This window comes from Pseudomonas sp. MPB03 (assembly GCF_046605385.1).
Lineage (GTDB): Bacteria > Pseudomonadota > Gammaproteobacteria > Pseudomonadales > Pseudomonadaceae > Aquipseudomonas > Aquipseudomonas zanjanensis.
The window spans coordinates 45,877-67,135 of sequence record NZ_CP176770.1 but is presented as its reverse complement, the minus strand read 5'-3'; the positions used below and the strand labels follow the sequence as shown (position 1 = coordinate 67,135).

Here is a 21,259-nt window from a genome sequence, read left to right as displayed (position 1 = left end):
TAACAATACTGATAAGCCCACAACGGATAGCTCAAACGTCATTGAGGACGCAGGATGATTCCCAGGTTTTTACTCGCAGTCGCCACCGCGCTTCTGCTGACGGCGTGTGCCAAGGATGCGGCCAATCCCCAGCCCGAAGAGGCTGAGGCCGACACCGCCGCTATCGAGCTGCATTTCCACGCCATCGCCGGCCTCAACCCCGGCGCCACCGGCCAACCGGCCCCGGTCCGGGTGCGCATTTTCGAACTGAAAAATGCCGCGACCTTCGGCCGCTCCGATTATTTCGCCCTGGCCGAACGGGCCCAGGCCACGCTAGGCACCGACCTGATCGACCAGGACGAGGTGCTGATCCAGCCCGGCCAGCAATTGAGCCTGCAACGCGACCTCGACCCGGCCACGCGGCACATCGGAATACTGGTGGGCTATCGCGAGCTGGACCAGTCGCTGTGGCGCACGGTGATGAATGTCCCGGCGCGCGAATACACCGAATACCAGATCAGCCTCGATGTGCGCGCCGTGCGCAGCGCCGTCGTCGTTCCCCCATCCAGCCCTGCCCAATAAGCAATCGGAGCCCCCATGTCCTGGAACAATCGCGTGGTCTGGTCGGAAGGCATGTTCATTGGAACGCAGCACTTCCAACAGCATGACCGTTACCTGGAAAACCTCATCGACGCCCGCAGCCGCCCGTTGTCGGCCGGCGCCTGGGGTTTTTCCGAATTGCTGATCGACCAGGGCCTGCTGGCCCAGGGCAAGCTGGCGATCATTTCGGCGCGGGGCCTGTTGCCGGACGGTACGCCGTTCAATATTCCCCAGGATGACCTGGCGCCAACCCCGCTGAACGTCGATGACAACCTGCGCGATGGCCTGGTGTACCTGGCCTTGCCACTCAAGCGTGCCGGTGCCCGCGACACCGTGGATGAAGGCGAAGACCTCGGCGCTGCGCGGTATGTGAGCCAGGTCTGCGAAGTGCGCGACGACAACGCACCGTTCGAAAACCGCGCGCCGGTGGCCCTCGGCTCCCGGGCGCTGCGGTTGTTGACCGAACAGGATGGCATCGGCGACTACGCCGCCATCGGCGTGGTGCGCATCAAGGAAAAACGCGCCGACCGTGCGCTGGTGCTCGACGACAACTACATCCCGCCGCTGCTGGACGTCATCGCCTCGAAACCGCTGGCGGCATTCCGCAGCGAACTGCTGGGCCTGTTGCACCAGCGTGGCGAAGCCCTGGCCGGGCGGGTGGTGGCGTCGGGTGCCGGTGGCGCCTCGGAAATTGCCGACTTCATGCTGTTGCAACTGGTCAACCGCGCCCAGCCGCTGATCCAGCACCTGAGCCAGTTGAGCCCGCTGCACCCCGAGCGTTTCTACAGCGAACTTGTGAGCCTGGCCGGGGAGTTCTCCACGTTCACCGCCTCCGGGCGACGACCGCAACAGTACCCGCCTTACCAGCACGATGACCTGGCGCTCAGCTACGCGCCAGTGATGCAGGCCCTGCGCGAAGCCCTGTCGATGCTGATCGACAGCAAGGCGACGCCGATTCCGATTGTCGAAAAAGCCTACGGCATCCACGTGGCGATGCTGGCCGACAAGACCCTGCTCGACAGCGCCAGCTTCATCCTGGTGGTACGCGCCGACGTGCCGGCCGAAACCCTGCGCAGCCGCTTCGGCCAGCAGAGCAAGGTCGGGTCGGTGGAGCACATCCGCGACCTGGTCAATCTGCAATTGCCGGGCATCGGCCTGTTGCCGTTGCCGGTGGCGCCACGGCAGTTGCCGTACCACGCCGGTTCCACCTACTACGAACTCGACCGGGGCAGTGACCACTGGCAGCAGTTGAGCAACTCCGGCGGCTTTGCGTTCCACATCGCCGGCCAGTTCCCAGGGCTGAACCTGGCGTTCTGGGCGATCCGAGGATAAACCGCGATGAGCAACGACGATCGTACCCAGTTCATGCCGACGCCCGGTGGCCGTGGCGCCGATCCCTTTCGCCCGGACCCTGGCCGGCCCCAGCCTGCGCCGGCGTCCGCGCCGCTGTCGATGCCGGCCGCGCCGGTCCTGACCGGCAAGGCCCAGGGCCTCAACCCGCTGGAAAGCGCCGCCGGTCCGTTGCTGGCCCTGCTGACGCGCCTGCGCAACACCATCGCCCACCCGGCGCCGGCGAGTTTGCGTGCGCAACTGCTGGCCTACCTGCGCCAATTCGAAGAGCGCGCCGAGGCCGCCGGCGTGGTGCGCAACGATGTGTTGCTGGCCCGCTACGCCTTGTGCACCGCCCTGGACGAAGCGGTGTTGAGTACCCCATGGGGCGGCACCAGCGACTGGGGCAAGCAAAGCCTGCTGATCACCGTGCACAACGAAGCCTGGGGCGGCGAGAAGGTGTTCCAGTTGCTGGAGCATTGCCTGCAAAGCCCCCGCGAGCGCCTGTACCTGCTGGAGCTTTTGTACCTGTGCATGTGCCTCGGTTTCGAAGGGCGCTACCGGGTAATGAACGACGGTCGCAGCCAACTGGAAGCGTTGCGTGAGCGCACCAGCGCGGTGATCCGCAGCGCCCGGGGCGACTACGAGCGCGAGCTGTCGCCGCACTGGCGCGGGGTCACCGTCGCCCGCGATCGCCTGGCGCAATTCATGCCGCCGTGGATCGCCGTGGCCATCGGCGTGGCCCTGCTGCTGGCGTTACTGTTCGGCCTGCGCATGAAACTGGCCTCCGATGCCGAGCCGGTGTTCAAGAACATTCATTTCCTCGGTGAGATCCCGGTGCAGACCATCGACCGTCCCGTGGTGCAGCCGAAAGTGATCGAGCGCCCACGCCTGGCCGGCTTCCTCGCCGACGAAATCCGCGCCAACCGCATAGCGGTGGAAGATGCCGTCGACCGCTCGGTGGTGACCATCCGTGGCGATGAACTGTTCGCCTCGGGCAGCGCCAGCATCAAGGACGATTTCCAGCCATTGATGCTGCGCATCGCCGATGCGGTGCGCAAGGTCAAGGGTCAGGTCCTGGTCACCGGCCACAGCGACAATCGGCCGATCGCCACCCTCCGGTTCCCGTCCAACTGGGCGTTGTCCGAAGCGCGGGCGCAATCGGTGCTGCAAATTCTCTCGGCCAAGACCGGCCAGCCCGAGCGCTTCAGCGCCGAAGGCCGCAGCGACACCGAGCCGCTGGCGTCCAACGCCACCACAGAGGGGCGTGCGCGCAATCGTCGGGTTGAAATCACAGTATTGGCGGAGGGGGTCGAGTGAAGGCGTTTTTCAGTTTTATGACCCGCTGGGTCATCCCATTGCTGGGGCTGATCGCCCTGAGCCTGATCATCTGGTTCGTTGGCCCGCTGCTCGATTGGCTGGTGCCCGAAGGCCGGCGCTGGGCCTTGATCATCTTGGTGTTCGCGGTATGGATCGCCTACCGATTGTTCCGCATCATCCAGGCCCGCCGTCAGGCCGCCGAAGTGATGCGCAGCCTGGCCGCGCAAACCCCGCCGGACCCGACCAGCATCGCCACCGCCGAAGAACTCGAAACCCTGCGCCAGCGCATGGACGAAGCCTTGGCCTTGCTCAAGAAAGCCAAGCTGGGCGGCGACGAGCGCCGTAACCTCTACGAGCTGCCGTGGTACGTGATCATCGGCCCGCCGGGTTCGGGCAAGACCACCGCCCTGGTCAACTCCGGGCTGCATTTCCCGCTGGCCGCGCAATTGGGCGCCGGTGCCGTGCGCGGTGTCGGCGGTACGCGCAATTGCGATTGGTGGTTCACCGACCAGGCGGTCCTGCTCGACACCGCCGGCCGCTACACCACCCAGGACAGCGACGCGACCATCGACAAGGCCGCGTGGCTGGGCTTCCTCGGCCTGCTGAAAAAACAACGGGCCCGACGTCCGATTGACGGGGCGTTCATCGCCATCAGCCTGTCCGACCTGCTGCTGGGCAGCGACGCCGAGCGCGCCGCCCATGCCGCGGCGATTCGCTTGCGAATCCAGGAGTTGTACACCCAACTGGGCGTGCGCTTCCCGATCTACCTGATGCTCACCAAGCTCGACCTCGTGCCCGGGTTCATGGAGTATTTCGACACCCTGAGCAAGGAAGAGCGCGCCCAAGTCTGGGGCATGACCTTCGCCCTGGACGACGGCAAGAGCAACGACAGCCCGCTGGCGCACCTGCAAAGCGAATTCACCGGTCTTGAGCAGCGCCTCAACGACCGCCTGGTGGAGCGCCTGCAACAAGAGCGTGACCCGGCGCGGCGTGACCTGATCTACGGCTTCCCGCAGCAGTTCGGCGCCTTGAAGGATTGCCTGCAAAGCTTCCTCGAAGGCGTGTTCAAACCCAACGCCTTCGAAGAGCGGGTGTTGCTGCGCGGTGTGTATTTCACCAGCGGCACCCAGGAAGGCAGCCCGATCGACCGCCTGATCGGTTCCATGGCCCAGAGCATGAACCTGGACCGCCAGCACCTGGCGCGCCAGACCGGCACCGGGCGCAGCTACTTCATCGAAAAACTCTTCACCGCCGTGGCTTTCGCCGAACGCGGGTTGGTGGGCGTCGACCCGAAAGTCGAGCGTCGGCGTAAATGGATCGCTCGCGGTGTGCTGGCCTCCACGGTGGTGTTGGTGCTGGTGGTCAGCACGTTGTGGTGGGTCAGCTACCGGGCCAACCAGGCCTACATCGCCCAGGTCGATCAGAAGGTCGCGCCATTGGGCCAGACCGTGCAGAACCTCAGCCCGGCACAACGGGATGTCCTCGCGGTGTTGCCGCTGCTCAACGCCGTGAAGCACCTGGCCGACGACGCCCCGAGCTGGGCCGAAGGCCTGGGCCTGTACCAGGGTGACATGCTTGAAGCCGAGTCCGGCAGCGTCTATCGCAAGCTGCTGATCGCGGTGTTCGCGCCACGCCTGCTGACGCGCATCGAAGAGCAACTGCACAGCGGTGGCAATTCGGATTTCCTCTACGAAGGCTTGAAGGCCTACCTGATGCTCGCCGACACCGAGCATTACGACGCCGATTTCATCAAGGCCTGGATCGCCCTGGATTGGGACCGCAGCCTGCCGCGGGACTTGCCAGCCGAGCAGCGTCAGGCCCTGACCGGGCATTTGCAGGCGCTGTTCGAGCGGCGTCCGCCCCTCGCGCGCCTTGACCCACGCCTGGTCGAAGACCTGCGCCGCCAGTTGCAGCAATTGCCGGTGGCCCAGCGGGTCTATGACCGGATCAAGCGGCAGAAACTGCCCGAAGGCATCCCGGACTTCCGCATCAACGAAGCCGCCGGGCGTGACGCCGCGCTGGTGTTCAGCCGCAAGAGCGGCAAGCCATTGGGCGAACCCTTGAGCGGGTTCTTCACCGTCAAGGGCTACCGCCAGGGTTTCTTGCTCAGCAGCCTGAGCCAGACCGGCACCCTGGCCGAAGAGCAATGGGTGCTGGGCCACGAAGAGGCCGACCAGCAGAACGTCGCCAGCCTGGCCGCCGACGTGCGTCGCCTGTACTTCCAGGACTATCTGCGCCAATGGGACGCCCTGCTGGCCGACATTGACTTCGTGCCGATCACCAGCGTGGCCCAGGCCGCCGATGTGCTGCGGGTGATTTCCGGCCCGACCTCACCGTTGAAAAAGCTGCTGGTGGCGGTGGCGAAGGAAACCGACCTGCAACAGGATGAGCGCCTGCTGGCCGCCCAAGGCGCACCGGTGGAAGGCGGCGTGGACAAGCTCAAGGAACGCCTGGGCAGCTTGCTCGGCCAGGAGCAGGCGACGCAAAACGCACCGGCGCAAAGCGATGACCCGATCACCGCGCACTTCGCCGAACTCAACAGCATCGTCAGCAAAAGCGAAGGCGAGCCGGCAGCCATCGACGGCTTGCTGGCGGACATGAACGCCTTGTACGTGCAGGTCAGCGCCATGGTCGGTGCCAGCGGCGACGCCTTGCTCGGCGAAGCCAAGAACCAGGCCTCGGCCGCCGCCACCCGCGTCAGCCTCAACGCCGAACGCCAGCCGCCGCTGGTGCAGGGCCTGGTCAAGTCGGTGGTCAACTCCACCACCAACAGCATGATGGGCGGGGTGCGCAATCAACTGAACGCCGCCTGGACCAGCGAAGTGGTGAACATCTATCGCCAATCCCTGGCCGGGCGCTATCCGATGTCGCCGGGCAGCGCGCGGGACGCGACCCTGGATGACTTCGGCCAGTTCTTCGGCGTCGGCGGGGTGATGGACAACTACTTCCGCAAGTACCTGCAACCTTACGTCGATACCTCGACCCCGACCTGGCGCTGGCAGCCGGGCGCAGCGCAGAAGCTCGGCATCGCCCCCGGCGTGCTGCAGACCTTCCAGCGCGCGGCGACCATCCGCGACGCGTTCTTCCGTTCCGGCGGCACCCAGCCGATGGTGCGTTTCGAACTCAAGCCGGTGGCGATGGACTCGACCATCACCCAGTTCCTGCTCGACCTCGACGGCCAGCAACTGAGCTACGACCACGGCCCGAGCCGCCCGACCGCCATGCAGTGGCCGAACCCGGGCAGCATTGGCGTGGTGCGGATCTCGATCATGCCGCCGTCGTCCAACGGTCGCTCCGGCATCACCCTGGATGGGCCGTGGGCATGGTTCCGCCTGCTGGAACAATCAGACCTGACCGCCGGCAACTCGCCGGATCGCTTCAACCTGCGGCTGCGGGTCGATGGCGCCAGCGCCTCTTATGAGCTGCGGGCCAACAGCGCCTTCAACCCGTTCAAGAGCCGGGTGCTCAGCGGCTTCAGCCTGCCGGAGCGGCTATGAGTACACCGGGCTTCTACGGCAAGTTGGCCAGCCGCGGTGACTTCGTCAGCCGTGGTTTGCCCCAGGGCTTTATCGGCCCGTGGGATTCGTGGCTGGCGGCGGGTTTGCTCGCCAGCCAGACCAGCCTCGGCGAGCGCTGGCTGGACGCCTATCTGGTCAGCCCGTTGTGGCGCTTCATGGTCGCGCCGGGGGTGTGTGGCCCGGACGCCGCTGTTGGGGTGGTGATGCCGAGCATCGATCGGGTCGGTCGTTATTTCCCGCTGACCATTGCCGTGCTGCTGGAGCCCGACGCGGACCCGGCCTCGGTGGTGGGCGGTGCGGACGAGTGGTTCGAGCGGGTCGAGAACCTGTTGCTGAGCACCCTGAGTGTCGAGGCCAGTTTCGAGGCGTTCAACGAACAACTGGAAACCCTCGGCAGCCCGATGTACCTGCCGCGCACGCCGAGCAGCCGTTTCGCCAGCCTGCATCGCTTCGATGCCAGCGACCCGCAGCGGCGCATGAGCGCCCTGGCCGAGGCGGCCTGTGAAGGCGTGAGCCTGTGGTGGGGCCAGGGATCGGAGCGCATTGCCCCGGGTTTGATGCGCTGCCAGGGATTGCCGGCGGCGGCTGATTTTGCGCAATTTTTGCTCGGCCAAGAAGGTGTTGTGTAGATGCGTCCAAGTGCCGGAAAAGCAATCAAGTCTGCAAGCAAGAGCCATGTCGGGATGGTCCGCCAGGTCAATGAAGACGCCTGCCTGGACCTGCCGGAAAACGGCCTCTGGGTCGTGGCCGACGGCATGGGCGGGCACGCGGCGGGCGACTACGTCAGCAGCCTGATCGTCGACAGCTTGCGCGGCATTGCCGTGGGGCGCTCGCTGGACGAATACGTTGCGGCGCTGCAAAGCGACCTGCTGCGGGTCAACGCCGCCGTGCGGGAAGAAACCGCCAACCGTGGCGTGACGATGATGGGCAGCACCGTGGTGGTGCTGGCCGTCCGCGACCTGCGTGGCATGTGCCTGTGGGCCGGTGACAGCCGTTTGTATCGCCTGCGCGACGGCGTGCTCGAAGGCATCTCCCGGGACCACAGCTACGTCCAGGACTTGCAGGACAGCGGCCTGCTCAGCGAAGCCGAGGCGCGCGTGCATCCACGGGCCAACATCGTCACCCGGGCCATCGGCGTCGAGGCGCAACTGAACGTGGCGCTGACCGAACTGCTGCTGGTGCCTGGCGACAGCTACTTGTTGTGCAGCGACGGGCTGACCAAGACCGTCGAGGACGATGAAATCCGCGAAGTGTTGAGCCACGACGAGCCCGGCGAAATCGCCAGCAGCCTGGTGTCCCTGGGCTTGATGCGCGGCGCGCCGGACAACATCACCGTGGTGGTCGTGAAGGTGCCGTCATGAGCTTGACCTTGAACATTGTCATCCCCGGCTACGACATCGAAGGGCCGATCGGCGAAGGTGCGATGGCCAGCGTGTACCTGGCGACCCAGCGTTCGCTGGAGCGCAAGGTGGCGTTGAAAGTCATGGCCGCCGCCTTGGCCGCCGACCCGACTTTCTGCGAGCGTTTCCTGCGCGAAGGCAAGACCCTGGCGCGCTTGTCGCATCCGCACACCGTCACCATCCATGACATCGGCAACGTCGGTGAGCTGTATTACATGGCGATGGAATACCTGCCCAACGGCACGCTCAAGGAACGCATCGCCGCGGGCCTGACGCCGGAGCAGGGCCTGACCTACATTCGCCAGATCGCTTCGGCATTGGGTTATGCCCACGGGCTGGGTCTGGTCCACCGTGACGTCAAGCCGGCCAACATCCTGTTCCGCGCCGATGGCACGGCGGTGCTCTCGGACTTCGGCATCGCCAAGTCCCTCGACGACCGCACTCAGTTCACCCAGGCTGGTTTTGCTGTGGGTACGCCGAGCTACATGAGCCCTGAACAGGCCCGTGGGCAAGACATCGACGGCCGCGCCGACCTGTATGCCCTGGGCGTGGTGCTCTACGAAATCCTCGTCGGCAAACTGCCGTACACCGGCAACGACGCACTCTCCACGGCCCTGGCGCACCTGACCGAGCCGTTGCCGGAGTTGCCGGTGCATCACGGCCGTTACCAGGACGTGTTGCGCAAGTTGCTGGCGAAGGACCCGGCGGAGCGTTTCCCGGATGCGGCGGCGTTGCTGCGGGCGTTGGATAACCTGCCTGAGGCATCGGCGGAAGCGACGCTGATCCGGCCGTTGTCGTTTGAACTGCCGGCCACGCCGCCGGCGGTGGATGACTTGGCGGGCTTGACGCCTATGTCCATCGACATTCCGAGCGGCCCGGCTTATTCCCCTCCGCCGTCACAACCGCAGTCCAAACCCGTTCCGCCGCCGATAAAACCGACGGTTCAATCCTCGGTGTCGGAGCAGCGCAAGGGGCCGGTGTTCGCCCTGGCCGCCGTCGCGGTCGCCGTGGCGCTGGCGTTGGGTGGCGCGGGTTATTGGTGGTTGGCCGGTGACGATGGCAAGGACGTGAAGACGCCCGTGGCCACGAACACCTCGGTCAAGCCACCGGAAGTGAAGCCGCCGAAGGCCCCGGAAGTGCCGGCGGTCAAACCGCCCGTTGTCCCTGCGGCTCAGCCCCCCGTGGCGACCGAGGCCGATGGCGGCCAGCGTCCGCTCTTGATGGCCGGCAAGAAAACCCTGTTCCAGCGCGTGCTCAGCAAGCCGGGGGCGAAACTCGCCGAGGCGCCGGGCGCCGCACCGGGCAAGGCACTGCCAGCGTTTTCGGTGTTGTATGTGTACCAGCGCAAGGACGTGGATGGCAGCGCCTGGGTGCGCGTCGGCGCGGCCACTGACGGGCGCAGCGACGGCTGGTTGCCCGCTGCCCAGGTCAGCGACTGGAAGCAGAGCCTGGTGCTCAAGTTCACTGAACGTTCCGGCCGTGCGCCGGTGATGTTCCTGCGTCAGCCCGGCGAGGTGGAAAAACTCCTGGCTAACCCTTCGGCGGCCAAGAACGTGCTGCTCAAGGCCCAGCAGAGCCCCCAGGAAGATCAACAAGTGCTGGCCCTGGAACCGGCCGCCAGCGCCGTGCCGCAGAGCCAGTTCTACCTGTTGCCGATCTTCGATTCCCGCGAGAGCCTCGATGAGAACGGCCAGCCGGTGCAGTTGCTGAATGTCGCCTCCATCGACCCGGGCAACACGCCCAGGGCTTCGAACAACAACACGCCGATCACCACTGCCAACGCCGATGCATTCCGCACCGCCGTAGTGCTGGTGGTGGACACCACCGTGTCGATGCAGCCCTACATCGATCAGGTGCGCGATGTGGTCCATCAACTGCAAACCCGCATCGCCGAGCGCGGCGAGTTGGACAGTGTCAGTTTCGGCATGGTGGGTTTCCGCAGCAGCATCCAGAAAACCCCGGGCCTGGAATACGTCGCCAAGACCTTGATCACCCTCGAACAGGGCCGTGACCCGCAACGCTTCATGGAGCTGGCGCGGCAGGTCAAGGCCTCGACGGTGTCGAGCCATTCGTTCAACGAAGATGCGTTCGCCGGGGTCATGCAGGCCGTCGAAGCCATGGACTGGTCCGGTTACGGCGGGCGCTTGATCCTGTTGGTCACCGACGCCGGCGCCCTGCGCAAGAACGACCCGTTTGCCGCCACGCAAATGAACGAGGCCGAAGTGCGCCAGGCGGCGCTGGGCAAGCAAATCAAGATCTATGCCTTGCACCTGCTCAGCGACGCGGGCAAGAAAACTCATGCCGGCGCCCAGAGCCAATACCGGATCCTGACCGCCGACGCCAACCCGCAGATCGGCGACCTGTACATTCCGGTGCCCGGCGCGGATGTGCGCAAATTCGGCGAGCGGGTCGACGAGATCGGCTCGGTGTTCGCCGACCTGGTGCACCAGGTGCGCAGCAATAAGCCGCAAAGCGTGCCGCTGCTCAGCGCCGCGCCGAGCCTGGCCGATAAATCGGCGGCGGTCGGCTACGCGATGCACATGGACTTTTTGGGGCGCAAATCCGCCAGCCAGGCGCCGCAACTGGTCAGCGCCTGGACCGCCGACCGCGACTTGACCAACCCGGCGCTGCCGGCGTTCCAGGTCTGCGTGATGCTGACCAAGCTGCAACTCAACGACCTGCAGCAGTCGCTGAAACTGATCGTCGACGCGGCCCGCAAGACCCAGAGTTCGCCCAAGGATTTCTTCCAGGAAATCGCCAGCGCCAGTGCCTACATGAGCCGCGACCCGTCGGCCCTGCGCAAGGGCGGCAACCTCGCCGATGGCGGGATTCTTGGCGAGTACCTGGAAGGGCTGCCGTACCGCAGCAAGTCGCTGAACATGACCCAGGACTTGTGGCTGTCCTTGAGCGTGGCCGAGCAGGAAGATTTCATCGACGAGCTGGATTCGAAAATCCGCCTCTACGAAACCTTCCACAATGACCTCGCCAACTGGGTGCGCTTCGGCGACGCCGAGCCGGGCGACGCCTTGTACCGCGTTCCGTTGTCGACGCTGCCGTGATGCTGACCCTGAACGCCGTGCACAAAAGCCGGGGCGCCGGCAGCCAGCGCTACAGCCTGGTGATTCCACGGCTGTATTTGCGCGGCGGTGAACAACTGGCGGTGGTCGGCCCCAGCGGCTGTGGCAAGAGCACCTTGTTGGATATGTTGGCGCTGGTGTTGGCGCCGGATCAGGCCGGGCAGTTCGATTTCACGCCCGCCGACTCGCCGCTGGACATCGCCAAATTGTGGCGTGCGTCGCAACAGGGCACCTTGGCCGAGCTGCGCAGCCGTTACCTGGGTTATGTTCTGCAAACCGGCGGCCTGCTGGGTTTTCTGGATGTGCGTGGCAACATCGCGTTGTCGCGCAAATTGCTGGGCTTGAAGGATGACGCTAGCGTGACGCGCCTGGCTGGGCAGTTGGACATTGCCGATCAACTGGACAAGAAACCGGCGGACTTATCCGTGGGCCAACGCCAGCGGGTCAGTTGTGCCCGGGCGTTGGCCCACGGCCCACGCCTGTTGCTGGCCGATGAGCCGACCGCCGCCCTCGACCCGCTGAACGCCGAGCGCGTCATGCAGTTGCTGGTGGCCCAGGCCCGCGAACACGGCGTCTGCTGCGTAGTTGCCACCCACGACGAAGCGCTGGCCCGGGCCAGCGGTTTGCAGGTACGGCGCATCAGTTGCCGTCGCGATGCCGACGGCGGTGTCACCGCCACGCTCGGGGAGGCTTGCTGATGCGCGGCGCGCTGGTGGCTTCCCTGGCCTGGCAGGATTACCGCAACGATGCCTGGCTGTCGGCCTGCTCGGTGCTGGCTTTGGTGGCCGTGGTGGCGCCGTTGCTGGTGCTGTTCGGCCTGAAGTTCGGCCTGGTCAGCAGCCTGACCGAGCGCTTGCAGAACGACCCGGCCACCCGGGAAATCATCCCCTTGGGCGGCGGTCGCTTCAGTGCCGAATTCGTCGAGCAATTGAGCCAGCGCGGTGATGTGGCCTTTGCCTTGCCGCGCACCCGGCAGATCGCCGCCACGGCGGATTTGAGCAGCGAGGCGTCGGCTGTCACGGTCGAGATGATTCCCACCGCGGCCAACGATCCGTTGTTCGATCACTTGCCGGTGCCCCAAGGCTTGGATCAAGTGGTGCTCAGCCAGACCGCCGCTGAAAAACTCGGGGCCAAGGCGGGGGATTGGCTGCAGGCCAGTTTCGGCCGGCAGGTGGCCGGTCGCAGCGAGGCCCAGCGCACCCGCGTGCAGGTGCTGCAGGTGCTGCCACTGGAAGCCTTCGCCCGGGACGGCCTGTTCGCGCCGCTGGCGTTGCTGGAGGCGGCGGAGGATTACCGCGACGGCCGCGCCGTGCCTGCGTTCGGCTGGCCGGGCGATGCGGTGGGCGAGGCCGGGCAGCGCGTGTATCCGGCGTTTCGCTTGTATGCTCGCAGCCTCGGCGATGTCGAGCCGCTGCGGCAGTATTTCGCCGGGCAGAACCTGTTGGTATCGACCCAGGCCCAGACCATCGCACAAGTGCAATCGTTGAGCCGCAACCTGTCGATCGTGTTCTGGATCATCGCCGGGTTGGCCTTGGCCGGCGCGTTCGCGGCGATCTTTGCCGGTGCCTTGGCGGCGGTCGAGCGTAAGCGTCGGGAATTGTCGGTGTTGCGCCTGTTGGGGGTTTCCACCGCGGCGCTGTTGCTGTTCGTGGTGTTGCAGGCGCTCTACAGCGCCACGTTTGCGGCCCTGCTGAGTGCCGGCCTGTATGGCCTGGCGCAGTCGGGCCTGAATTATTTATTTGCACAGATGCCCGGCGAATACGCCAGTCATCTGTTGGTGCGTCACTACACCTTGGCCCTGGTGGCCGTGCTCGGCGTCAGCGCCGTCGCGGCGGCTTGCGGCGGCTGGCGAGTGGCGCGCATCCAGGCGTGTGAAGGAATTCGCGATGTATAAGTTATTAGGCGCCGCCGTGGCGCTGAGCCTCGCCAGCCTGACATGGGCTGATGAGGCCACGGACAAGCTGAACAACCCCAAGCCATTGCCCGACGACGTCAGCCTGCCGCTGCCGTGCGAAGGCCAGATGGTGTTCCGCTACGTCTACATCCTCGCCCAGGGCACCCTGGACGACCGCGAGATCAGCCTCGGCTACCCGTTCAGCGAAGGCGAGGCGGGCTATCAGCAGTCGTTCATTTCCGGCTACCGGCGCGACTTCATCAACGGTCAGTTCACCCTCAAGGATCTGCCCAAGGACTGGAACACGACCATCACGCCGTTGATGCCCAAGACCGACGCCAAGACGCCGCTCAAGCCGATGCTGTACTTCATTGGCAAGTACGAGGTCACGGCCCGGCAATACGCCCAGGTCATGGCCCAGGCCCAATCGCTTGCCAGCGGCGAAGCGGCGCCAGCCTGCGAAACCTTGCAAGCCGAGTTGCCCCAAGGCGTGGCCGGGCGTTTGCCCAAGGTGAAACTGTCGAAATTCGAGGCCGAGCGCTTCTCGGCGGTGTACAGCGCCTGGCTGATGAAATACCACAAGGACCTGCTGCCGGTCAGCGGTCGCGGCACCTCCGCCGAAGACGGCGGGCTGGGTTTCGTGCGCTTGCCAACGGAAGTCGAGTGGGAATTCGCTGCCCGTGGCGGCCAGGCTGTGAGTCGTCAGGACCTGGAGGGGCGTCTGTTCCCTCGGCGCCTGGAAGGCAGTGAAAGCGACGGCCCCCTGGCCGATTGGGCGGTGTTCAACCAGGTCGCCGGCGGCACTGGCCAGGCGGCCCGGCTGATGCCCATCGGCACCAAGCTGCCGAACCCCATCGGCTTGTTCGATGTGGTGGGCAACGCGGCCGAGATGGTCCAGGAATCCTTCCAGTTGGTGCATGCCGGTCGCCGCCAGGGCGCCTATGGCGGCTTCGTGGTCAAGGGCGGCAACTACCTGGAAGGCGAGGGCACGCTGTTCACCGGCATGCGCCGCGAGTACCCGTTATTCACGGCCGATGGCACCGAGCAAAGCAACGAGACCACCGGTTTTCGCGTGGCCGTCGGCGCGTTGTCGGCGCCGCGTTCGCGCTACAAGGAATTGTTCGCCCAATGGCAGAAAGAGGGGCGGCTCGCGTCGCTGACCGACGCCATCGACGATGCCGACGACCCGACCAAGCGCCTGGACAGCATCATCGCCGCCAGCGTCGATCCGCGCCTGCAAGCCGAACTGGGCCTGGTCAACGAAGAGCTCAAGCGCAACGTCTCGCTCATCGCCCAGCAGCGCGAGGAAGCGGCGGGCAACCTGATCCAGTCCTCGGCCCTGGTGGCCGAGACCGTCAACAACTACAACATTCGCCTGACCAATCTGCAGAACAGTCGCCAAGCCGCCTTGGACGCCAAGGACGAGGCCAGCGCCACGCTGTTCGCCACGGCCATCGACAACGGCCGCAGCGCGCTGGATGGCGCGGTGGCGATCTACATCGACAACCTGGCCACCGGCACGCGCTACACCGATGCCGTGATCCAGGCGCAGTTTCAGCGCATCAAGGAAGAATTGGAGCGCAAACCGGTGCTGGGCAAGAGCCTGGTGGCGCGTGCAACGTTATTCGTTCGTCATGTCGGGGATTATCGTCAGCAAAAACGAGCCGACCCGGCGGCGATATTGAAGGAATTGCTCGCATCGAACGCTCAGCGGTCTTGAGTGTTCGTTGTCAGCGAGCTTGGAAGGGACTCAGGCGGCGATAGCGCCGTGCTGAGCTGGTCAACACTTAAAAGAGAACACAACTATGCTTTTCTCCCGTAAACCTTTGGCTTCGGTTTCCAAGCGTCACTTGCTGATGGTCGCTGTCGGCTTCAGCACCGTACTGACCGGCTGCGCCACGTCGCCGACGTCCAAGGTCGCGTCGAGCACCAAGGTCGAGTACTACCCGAACTGCTACGAGCCGGTGCAGCACTTGCGCGCCACCGAAGGCAACATGACCAAGTCGGTTGTCACCGGTGCGGCCGTTGGCGCGGTCGGCGGGGCGCTGCTGGGCGCCCTGACCGCTGACAAGGAAGATCGTGGTCGCAACGCCGCCATCGGTGCCGCGGGCGGCGCCTTGGCCGGTGGTGCCGCCGGTTATTACACCGAGCGCCAGAAGCAGATCGCCGATGACAACATGCGCATCGCCTCTTACGCTGCCGACGTTAGCAAAAGCGCTTCGGACATCGACCGCAGCACCGCCTACGCCAAGACCTCGCAGCAGTGCTACCAGAACGCGTTCAGCAAACTGGTTGCCGACCGCAAGGCCAAGACCATCAACGATACCGAAGGCCGCAAGCGCCTGGCAGAAATCGTCGCGGGCCTGAAAGAGTCGAACGACCTGATCGTCGCGGTCAACGGCAAAGCCTCCGAAGACCTGAACAACTACACCCAGGCCTACGAGAAAGACCTGCAGCAAGTGGGTGTGCAGCGTACTGACGTGGTGACCGTGGCCACTGCCGATACCACGCAGGTTGTGGCGGCTCAGACCAGCACCAAGACCAAGAAGAAAGTGACGCCGGCGAAGAAGAAAGAGCTGCCAGTCGTGCCGAAAGAAGCGGTCGCCACTGAGAAGACCTTGCAGGACGCCAAGGCCAAGCAAGATCAAAGCAAGCAGGTTGCCAGCGCGGGTACTACTCAGGTGAACAGCATGTGCAAAAACCCGGACCTGGGCGACTGGGCACCGGTTCCTTGCCCGAATGTTTGATTGAGTGAGGGTGGCTGATCATCCCCTTGGGGAGTGATCACTGTGTGAAACCTGTGGGAGCGGGCTTGCTCGCGAAGGCGTCGGTTCAGTTGGCATCAATGTCGACTGACCCACCGCCATCGCGAGCAAGCTCGCTCCCACAGTTGTTTTTGGGGTGATCGAAATGTCCGCAACACCCCCAATCCCCTGTGGGAGCGGGCTTGCTCGCGAAGGCGTCTGTTCAGTCGGTATCAATGTCGCCTGATACTCCGCTTTCGCGAGCAAGCCCGCTCCCATAATGGGTTGGTGTTGAACTTGAGATTCGGTTCGACACGGAACCCTGTGGGAGCGAGCTTGCTCGCGATGGCGCCGGCCCAGCTTGCATCAAAGCAAGGCGCTACCCCTTGGCACCAGGCGCCGCCATCTCCTTGGTTTCCAAATGATCCAACGCCCGCTCGACCAACAACTGCACCCCATCGGCCATACGACTGATCGCCAGGGCGACGCAGCGGCGGGAGTCATCCACATCGTCAGCCAGGTCGGCGGCGATTGTGCTGATGGAGAGCAGGTCTTCGGAGGCGTTGGCCAGCAGGGTTTCGGTGTCGATGTGGGGGGATACGACGAAGAGTTGGTTTTTGTCGGGTTTGGGCGGTGAGGCGGGCTTGGGGTTGAGGTAGTAGTCGAGGGCGCGGGTGGCGGCGTCTTCGAGCTTTTTTTCTTCCTGCGCTTCGACTCGGGATTTGTGGCCGCTTTGTGGCGGATTGGGAGTGACCTTGAACATAAATGTATTTCCGATATGTATTGAATGAAGGCTGGCACCTTTCGTTGCACCGAAAGGGGTGGCAGCTGTGCGCGGGTGTGCAAGACCGGGCATATCGGACCCCGGCAGACCTCGAGAGTCTCCCGCGCGCAGCCGCCATAAACACACCAATACGAGCGTGAGCCGTTTGGCGTAGCAGTTGCGCGCCGATATGTACCGGACTTGCACGTCCGTGTCACCGTTTTTTGCGATGACGAACCCAGGTTAGCCGCGCAAAACCAGGGTGCCTAGTTCATGAACAGCCCGCCGTGTTGAAGGAAATGTCCCAGGGTTTGGCAGGGGAAAAGGATCAAAGGATCGCAGCCTTCGGCAGCTCCTACGGAAATCGATGTAGGAGCTGCCGAAGGCTGCGATCTTTTGATTTTTGGATTCGTGACTTAGCAGTCATCTTTCGCGAAAACCAGCTGATCTTCCGCTAAAGCGATCCGATGATGGCGTTGCGCCGAAGAATCGCTAAACTGCCAGCCATTGATCTTTTCTCACGAGGCTGTGCCCATGAAATTTCGTTTTCTGTTGTGGATGCTGGGGTTGTTGATGGGCAAGGCCAGCCGGACCAACCCGGCGTTCCAACAGCAGTTGGGCGACAAGGAATTGGTGTTCCAGCTGCAAACCCTGGATGGCAAGGTCGCCCGGCATTTCACCGTGAAGAACCAGCGCATCACCAGCCAGTCCGGGGTTTACCCGACCCCGGCCTTCGCCATCGCCTTCAAGGACGCCGCCTATGGCTTCGCGACGATGCAGGCCAAGAACAAGCAGTTGGCATTCATGACGGGGATTCAGGACAAGTCGATCCAGATCAAGGGCAACCCGGCGCTGGTGATCTGGTTCCAGGGGCTGACCAAGTATTTGAAGCCGAGGAAGGCCAAGAAGGTCTAGTCGGGAAGCCTGTGGCGAGGGAGCTTGCTCCCGCTGGGCTGCGAAGCGGCCCCAAATGGATTGACGCGGTCCTCCAGGCGGATCGCGTCGGCAGGTTTTGCGTCTGCTGCGCAGCCGAGCGGGAGCAAGCTCCCTCGCCACAAAAGCTCAGTTGCCTGCAATGCGGTCAGTGACCGAACTGCGAAGCCAATTCCCGCAGCAGCACTTCGGCTTCAAGCACTTTGCTGACCACATCGTTGGCCTTTTCCCGGGTCAGGCCCACACGTTCGAGCAACGCATCCGGGATGTCTTCATCCGGGCCGGAGCCAATGCTGCGCGAGCGCAGCAGGCGCACGGCCAGGCACACCAAGTTCGGGTAGGCGGCGTATTCGCCGTCGTAGTGCGGGTCGTGCTGGAAGCGCAGGGCGGTGGCCAGTTCGTCGGGCATGTCCCAGTAGCGCATCAGCCAGGCGCCGATCTGCTCGCGGCTGATGCCCAGCAAGTGTTGCTCCACGTAGCTGTGGCACAGGTGCGGGTTGACCTCCAGGTGTCGGCAGATCAGCGAGAAGTGCGGCGGGAACACATGGGCCAGCAGCAGATAACCAAAGTTGTGCAGCAGGCCGGACAGGTAGGTCAGGCCGCCTTCGGGGCGCTGGGCCCGCGGCATGGCGCGGGTCAGGCCTTCGATGACGGCGGCGGTGTAGATCGACTGGTGCCAGTACGGCGTGGTGTGTTGCGGGTGGTCCTTGGGCAGGCTCAGGGTCTTGCCCAGGGCCAGACCCAGTGCGAGGTTGATCACCAGGTCGAAGCCCAGCACCCGGACGATGGCGTCTTCCACCGAGCGAATCTTGCCGGGCGAGGCGTAGTAGGGCGAGGCGGCCCAGCTCACCACTTGCGCGGCCAGGGCCGGATCGGTTTCCACCACGCCGGTGATGTCGTCGATGGTGGCGTCGGGGTCGACCCGCAGCTTGATGATTTTTTGCGCGGTTTCAGCCAGCGGCGGGATTTCGATGGTTTCTTCCAGCCGTTGTTGGATACGCCGGGCGGTAAACGCTTGCACAGCCTGGGTGATTTCCGCGCGGTCGTCGTGCGGGCGGTCCAGGTTGGGGGTGATATTGCTCACGGCTTCGCCAAATGTCGCGGCGCTGGCCTTGGTGAGCATGGTCTTGAACGCTTCGCTGGTCACTTCCAGCAGCAGCCCCGGCTCGCCGGAGTTGATCAGCAATTTGGGTTCGCGCAGCAGGCTTTCTTCGTACAGGCACGGTGAGCTGGTTAGCGCGGGCAGGCCGGGCAGCAGGCTCAGGCTGTGTTTGCCGAGCATGCGCTCCAGGCGTTCGGTCGGCACCGCCGTGAGCTTGCGACCGGTGAGTTCGGCCAGGCGATTGAGGTCCAGCAGCTGGCTTTGTGGAAACAGCACCATGAGCGCGCCAACGGCATCGTGCAGCAACACAGCCTGCACCTTGCGGGCTGGGTTCAGGCCGGGTCGTTCGAGTACTTCGTCATAGCCGATGCCCAATTTCTCGAGCAACAGCCGAATAACAGACGGAGCGTGCGGGGCTTCGGGGACGAGGGCAGCTTCTGTCATGGTCTGTATCCGTTTTCCTACAAGTTGGTCAGTATAACCAGCTTGTCCGGCACGCGGGTCTTGAAAACTGAGCGCGTGCTCACACTTGGCCGTATTGCTGCCCATGACGCAGCCAGCGATCCAGCAGCGGGCTGACGTGGTCGGGCCAGCGTTCCAACAGGGCCTGGGCGGCGTCGCGCACGGCAGGGAGCAGATCGGCGTCGCGCATCAAGTCGGCTACCTTGAATTGAAGCAGACCGGTCTGGCGCGTGCCGAGCATTTCACCGGGGCCGCGCAATTCGAGGTCTTTTTCGGCGATGACGAAACCGTCGTTGGTTTCGCGCATGATCCCCAGCCGCTGGCGCCCGATCTGCGACAGTGGCGGGTGATAGAGCAAGACGCAATGGCTGGCGGCGCTGCCCCGGCCCACCCGGCCGCGCAGCTGGTGCAACTGCGCCAGGCCCAGGCGCTCGGGGTTTTCGATGATCATCAGGCTGGCGTTTGGCACGTCGACGCCGACCTCGATCACCGTTGTGGCGACCAGCAGTTGCAGGGCGCCGGCCTTGAATTCAGCCATGACCGCGGCTTTTTCGACGGGTTTCATGCGGCCGTGGATCAGCCCGACCTTCAACTCTCCGAGGGCGGCGGTGAGGTCCTCGAAGGTGGTTTCGGCCGCCTGGCAGGTCAGCTCTTCCGACTCTTCGATCAATGTGCACACCCAATAGGCCTGCCGCCCTTCGGCACAGGCGCTGCGCACGCGCTCGATCACTTCCACTCGTCGGGTATCGGTGACCAGCACGGTGTTGACCGGTGTGCGGCCGGGGGGCAGTTCGTCGAGGATCGAGGTGTCGAGGTCGGCGTAGGCGCTCATCGCCAGGGTCCGTGGGATCGGCGTGGCGGTCATGATCAGTTGATGAGGGCACATCCGGCCACCCACGCCTTTCTGCCGCAAAGCCAGGCGTTGTTGCACGCCGAAGCGGTGCTGTTCGTCGATGATCACCAGCGCCAGGTTCTTGAACTGCACTTCATCCTGGAACAGCGCATGGGTGCCGACCACCATCGGCGCGCCCTCGGCGATCTGCGCCAGGGCGGCGGCGCGGTTCTTGCCCTTGAGCTTGCCGGCCAGCCAGGCGACTTCAATGCCCAGTGGTTCGAGCCAGCGCTGGAAGGTGATGAAATGTTGCTCGGCCAGGATCTCGGTGGGCGCCATCAACGCCACTTGATAACCGGCCTCCAAGGCCTGCAGCGCGGCGAGGGCGGCAACCACGGTCTTGCCGGCGCCGACATCGCCCTGGATCAGCCGCAGCATCGGCTCGGGCTGGCTCAGGTCGTAGGCGATTTCGTTGCCCACCCGTTGCTGGGCGCCCGTTGGGGTGAAGCCGAGGTTGGCCAGGTAGCGGGCCGGCAGGTCCTTGGCCTTGGGCATGGCCGGGGCGCGCAGGGAACGCAGGCTTTCGCGCAGGCGTTGCTGGGACAGTTGATGGGTCAGCAGTTCTTCGAACGCGAGGCGATGCTGGGCCCAGTGATGGCCGAGGGCGAGTTCGTCGACGTCGGCATCGGCGGGCGGATGGTGCAGGTAGCGGATCGCATCGGCCAGCGGCGCCAACTGGTAATCCCGCGCCAGTTCCGTGGGCAGCCAGTCGGGCAGGCTGCTGGGGCCCAGTAGCGTCAGGGTTTGCTGGCAGAGCTGGCGCAAACGTTGTTGGGTCAGGCCTTCGGTGAGCGGATAGACCGGGGTCAGGGTTTCATCCACGGGCGGCGGTTCGTCACCGGTAATGCTGCGGTATTCCGGGTGATAGATCTCCAGCCCCGACGCCCCGGGCCGTGCTTCGCCGTAGCAACGCACGCGGGTGCCGCGCTTGAGACCTTCCTTTTGCGCATTGCTGAAGTGATAGAAGCGCAGGCTGAGCCCACCGGTGCCATCCTGCAGGCGCACCACCAGGCTGCGACGACGGCCCATGACTACATCGGCGCCGCTGACGGTGCCTTCAATCACCGCGTCCTGCCCCGGGCGCAGATGGCCGATGGGCACCACGCGGGTGCGGTCCTGATAGCGCAACGGCAGGTGAAACAGCAGGTCCTGGAGGTTTTCCAGGCCGACCTTGGCCAGTTTCTCGGCCATGGCTTCACCGACACCCTTGAGTGTCGTGACCGGCACTTTCGACAGCTCAGTCATG

General features: G+C 64.6%; 15 protein-coding genes. 12 read left to right on the top strand and 3 right to left on the bottom strand.

Going from position 1 to position 21,259, the window contains the following annotated elements; genetic code table 11:
* Nucleotides 1-54: 54 nt before the first annotated feature.
* From tssJ to tagQ, 11 genes are all read left to right on the top strand, one after another.
* Entirely contained in the window at nucleotides 55-561 is a 507-nt protein-coding gene (gene tssJ, locus ACLH0I_RS00295) for a type VI secretion system lipoprotein TssJ (RefSeq protein WP_411385967.1), read from the top strand.
* Between the two features lie 15 nt (nucleotides 562-576).
* Nucleotides 577-1,911: a type VI secretion system baseplate subunit TssK gene (tssK, locus tag ACLH0I_RS00290; RefSeq protein ID WP_411385966.1), complete on the top strand. Its 1,335-nt coding sequence runs from the start codon at nucleotides 577-579 to the stop codon at nucleotides 1,909-1,911.
* A gap of 6 nt (nucleotides 1,912-1,917) precedes the next feature.
* Nucleotides 1,918-3,228 carry a DotU family type VI secretion system protein gene (locus ACLH0I_RS00285; protein ID WP_411385965.1) on the top strand — a complete coding sequence of 437 codons (1,311 nt, stop codon included), beginning with the start codon at nucleotides 1,918-1,920 and terminating at the stop codon, nucleotides 3,226-3,228.
* Complete coding sequence (tssM, locus tag ACLH0I_RS00280; RefSeq protein WP_411385964.1) at nucleotides 3,225-6,725, top strand: type VI secretion system membrane subunit TssM; 3,501 nt, start codon at nucleotides 3,225-3,227, stop codon at nucleotides 6,723-6,725. The genes ACLH0I_RS00285 and tssM overlap by 4 nt, the downstream gene beginning before the upstream one ends.
* Nucleotides 6,722-7,375, top strand: coding sequence for a type VI secretion system-associated protein TagF (tagF, locus tag ACLH0I_RS00275; RefSeq protein WP_411385963.1), 654 nt, complete (start codon nucleotides 6,722-6,724; stop codon nucleotides 7,373-7,375). Before tssM ends, tagF begins: the two co-directional genes overlap by 4 nt.
* Nucleotides 7,376-8,107: a PP2C family protein-serine/threonine phosphatase gene (locus ACLH0I_RS00270; protein ID WP_186710243.1), complete on the top strand. Its 732-nt coding sequence runs from the start codon at nucleotides 7,376-7,378 to the stop codon at nucleotides 8,105-8,107.
* The gene (locus tag ACLH0I_RS00265; protein WP_411385962.1) at nucleotides 8,104-11,205 is read left to right on the top strand and encodes a serine/threonine-protein kinase; all 3,102 of its coding nucleotides are present in this window, start codon (nucleotides 8,104-8,106) and stop codon (nucleotides 11,203-11,205) included. Before ACLH0I_RS00270 ends, ACLH0I_RS00265 begins: the two co-directional genes overlap by 4 nt.
* On the top strand, nucleotides 11,205-11,921 hold the full coding sequence (locus ACLH0I_RS00260; protein ID WP_411387569.1) for an ABC transporter ATP-binding protein: 717 nt from the start codon (nucleotides 11,205-11,207) through the stop codon (nucleotides 11,919-11,921). Before ACLH0I_RS00265 ends, ACLH0I_RS00260 begins: the two co-directional genes overlap by 1 nt.
* Complete coding sequence (locus ACLH0I_RS00255) at nucleotides 11,921-13,117, top strand: ABC transporter permease (protein ID WP_411385961.1); 1,197 nt, start codon at nucleotides 11,921-11,923, stop codon at nucleotides 13,115-13,117. Before ACLH0I_RS00260 ends, ACLH0I_RS00255 begins: the two co-directional genes overlap by 1 nt.
* Complete coding sequence (locus ACLH0I_RS00250; RefSeq protein WP_411385960.1) at nucleotides 13,110-14,837, top strand: formylglycine-generating enzyme family protein; 1,728 nt, start codon at nucleotides 13,110-13,112, stop codon at nucleotides 14,835-14,837. Before ACLH0I_RS00255 ends, ACLH0I_RS00250 begins: the two co-directional genes overlap by 8 nt.
* Nucleotides 14,838-14,922: 85 nt before the next feature.
* Nucleotides 14,923-15,864, top strand: coding sequence for a type VI secretion system-associated lipoprotein TagQ (tagQ, locus tag ACLH0I_RS00245; RefSeq protein WP_250962955.1), 942 nt, complete (start codon nucleotides 14,923-14,925; stop codon nucleotides 15,862-15,864).
* Nucleotides 15,865-16,240: 376 nt separating this feature from the next.
* On the opposite strand, the gene ACLH0I_RS00240 is transcribed toward tagQ, so the two are convergent.
* Nucleotides 16,241-16,624, bottom strand: a complete 384-nt coding sequence (locus tag ACLH0I_RS00240) for a DUF6124 family protein (protein WP_411385959.1) — start codon at nucleotides 16,622-16,624, stop codon at nucleotides 16,241-16,243.
* 534 nt (nucleotides 16,625-17,158) lie between these two features.
* On the opposite strand from ACLH0I_RS00240, the gene ACLH0I_RS00235 reads away from it, so the two are divergent.
* Nucleotides 17,159-17,539 (top strand): helicase, encoded by a 381-nt coding sequence (locus tag ACLH0I_RS00235; protein WP_250964568.1) that lies wholly within the window; start codon nucleotides 17,159-17,161, stop codon nucleotides 17,537-17,539.
* A gap of 166 nt (nucleotides 17,540-17,705) precedes the next feature.
* On the opposite strand, the gene ACLH0I_RS00230 is transcribed toward ACLH0I_RS00235, so the two are convergent.
* On the bottom strand, nucleotides 17,706-19,103 hold the full coding sequence (locus ACLH0I_RS00230) for an aminoacyl-tRNA deacylase and HDOD domain-containing protein (RefSeq protein WP_186706905.1): 1,398 nt from the start codon (nucleotides 19,101-19,103) through the stop codon (nucleotides 17,706-17,708).
* 79 nt (nucleotides 19,104-19,182) lie between these two features.
* Entirely contained in the window at nucleotides 19,183-21,258 is a 2,076-nt protein-coding gene (gene recG, locus ACLH0I_RS00225) for an ATP-dependent DNA helicase RecG (protein ID WP_411385958.1), read from the bottom strand.
* Nucleotide 21,259: the final 1 nt, after the last annotated feature.

Coding starts and splice junctions, on each gene's coding strand:
- ACLH0I_RS00250 (WP_411385960.1), top strand. CDS start 13,110: ATGTATAAGTTATTAGGCGCCGCCGTGGCGCTGAGCCTCGCCAGCCTG.
- tssJ (WP_411385967.1), top strand. CDS start 55: ATGATTCCCAGGTTTTTACTCGCAGTCGCCACCGCGCTTCTGCTGACG.
- tagQ (WP_250962955.1), top strand. CDS start 14,923: ATGCTTTTCTCCCGTAAACCTTTGGCTTCGGTTTCCAAGCGTCACTTG.
- ACLH0I_RS00230 (WP_186706905.1), bottom strand. CDS start 19,103: ATGACAGAAGCTGCCCTCGTCCCCGAAGCCCCGCACGCTCCGTCTGTT.
- ACLH0I_RS00270 (WP_186710243.1), top strand. CDS start 7,376: ATGCGTCCAAGTGCCGGAAAAGCAATCAAGTCTGCAAGCAAGAGCCAT.
- tssK (WP_411385966.1), top strand. CDS start 577: ATGTCCTGGAACAATCGCGTGGTCTGGTCGGAAGGCATGTTCATTGGA.
- ACLH0I_RS00260 (WP_411387569.1), top strand. CDS start 11,205: ATGCTGACCCTGAACGCCGTGCACAAAAGCCGGGGCGCCGGCAGCCAG.
- ACLH0I_RS00255 (WP_411385961.1), top strand. CDS start 11,921: ATGCGCGGCGCGCTGGTGGCTTCCCTGGCCTGGCAGGATTACCGCAAC.
- ACLH0I_RS00285 (WP_411385965.1), top strand. CDS start 1,918: ATGAGCAACGACGATCGTACCCAGTTCATGCCGACGCCCGGTGGCCGT.
- ACLH0I_RS00240 (WP_411385959.1), bottom strand. CDS start 16,624: ATGTTCAAGGTCACTCCCAATCCGCCACAAAGCGGCCACAAATCCCGA.
- tagF (WP_411385963.1), top strand. CDS start 6,722: ATGAGTACACCGGGCTTCTACGGCAAGTTGGCCAGCCGCGGTGACTTC.
- ACLH0I_RS00235 (WP_250964568.1), top strand. CDS start 17,159: ATGAAATTTCGTTTTCTGTTGTGGATGCTGGGGTTGTTGATGGGCAAG.
- recG (WP_411385958.1), bottom strand. CDS start 21,258: ATGACTGAGCTGTCGAAAGTGCCGGTCACGACACTCAAGGGTGTCGGT.
- ACLH0I_RS00265 (WP_411385962.1), top strand. CDS start 8,104: ATGAGCTTGACCTTGAACATTGTCATCCCCGGCTACGACATCGAAGGG.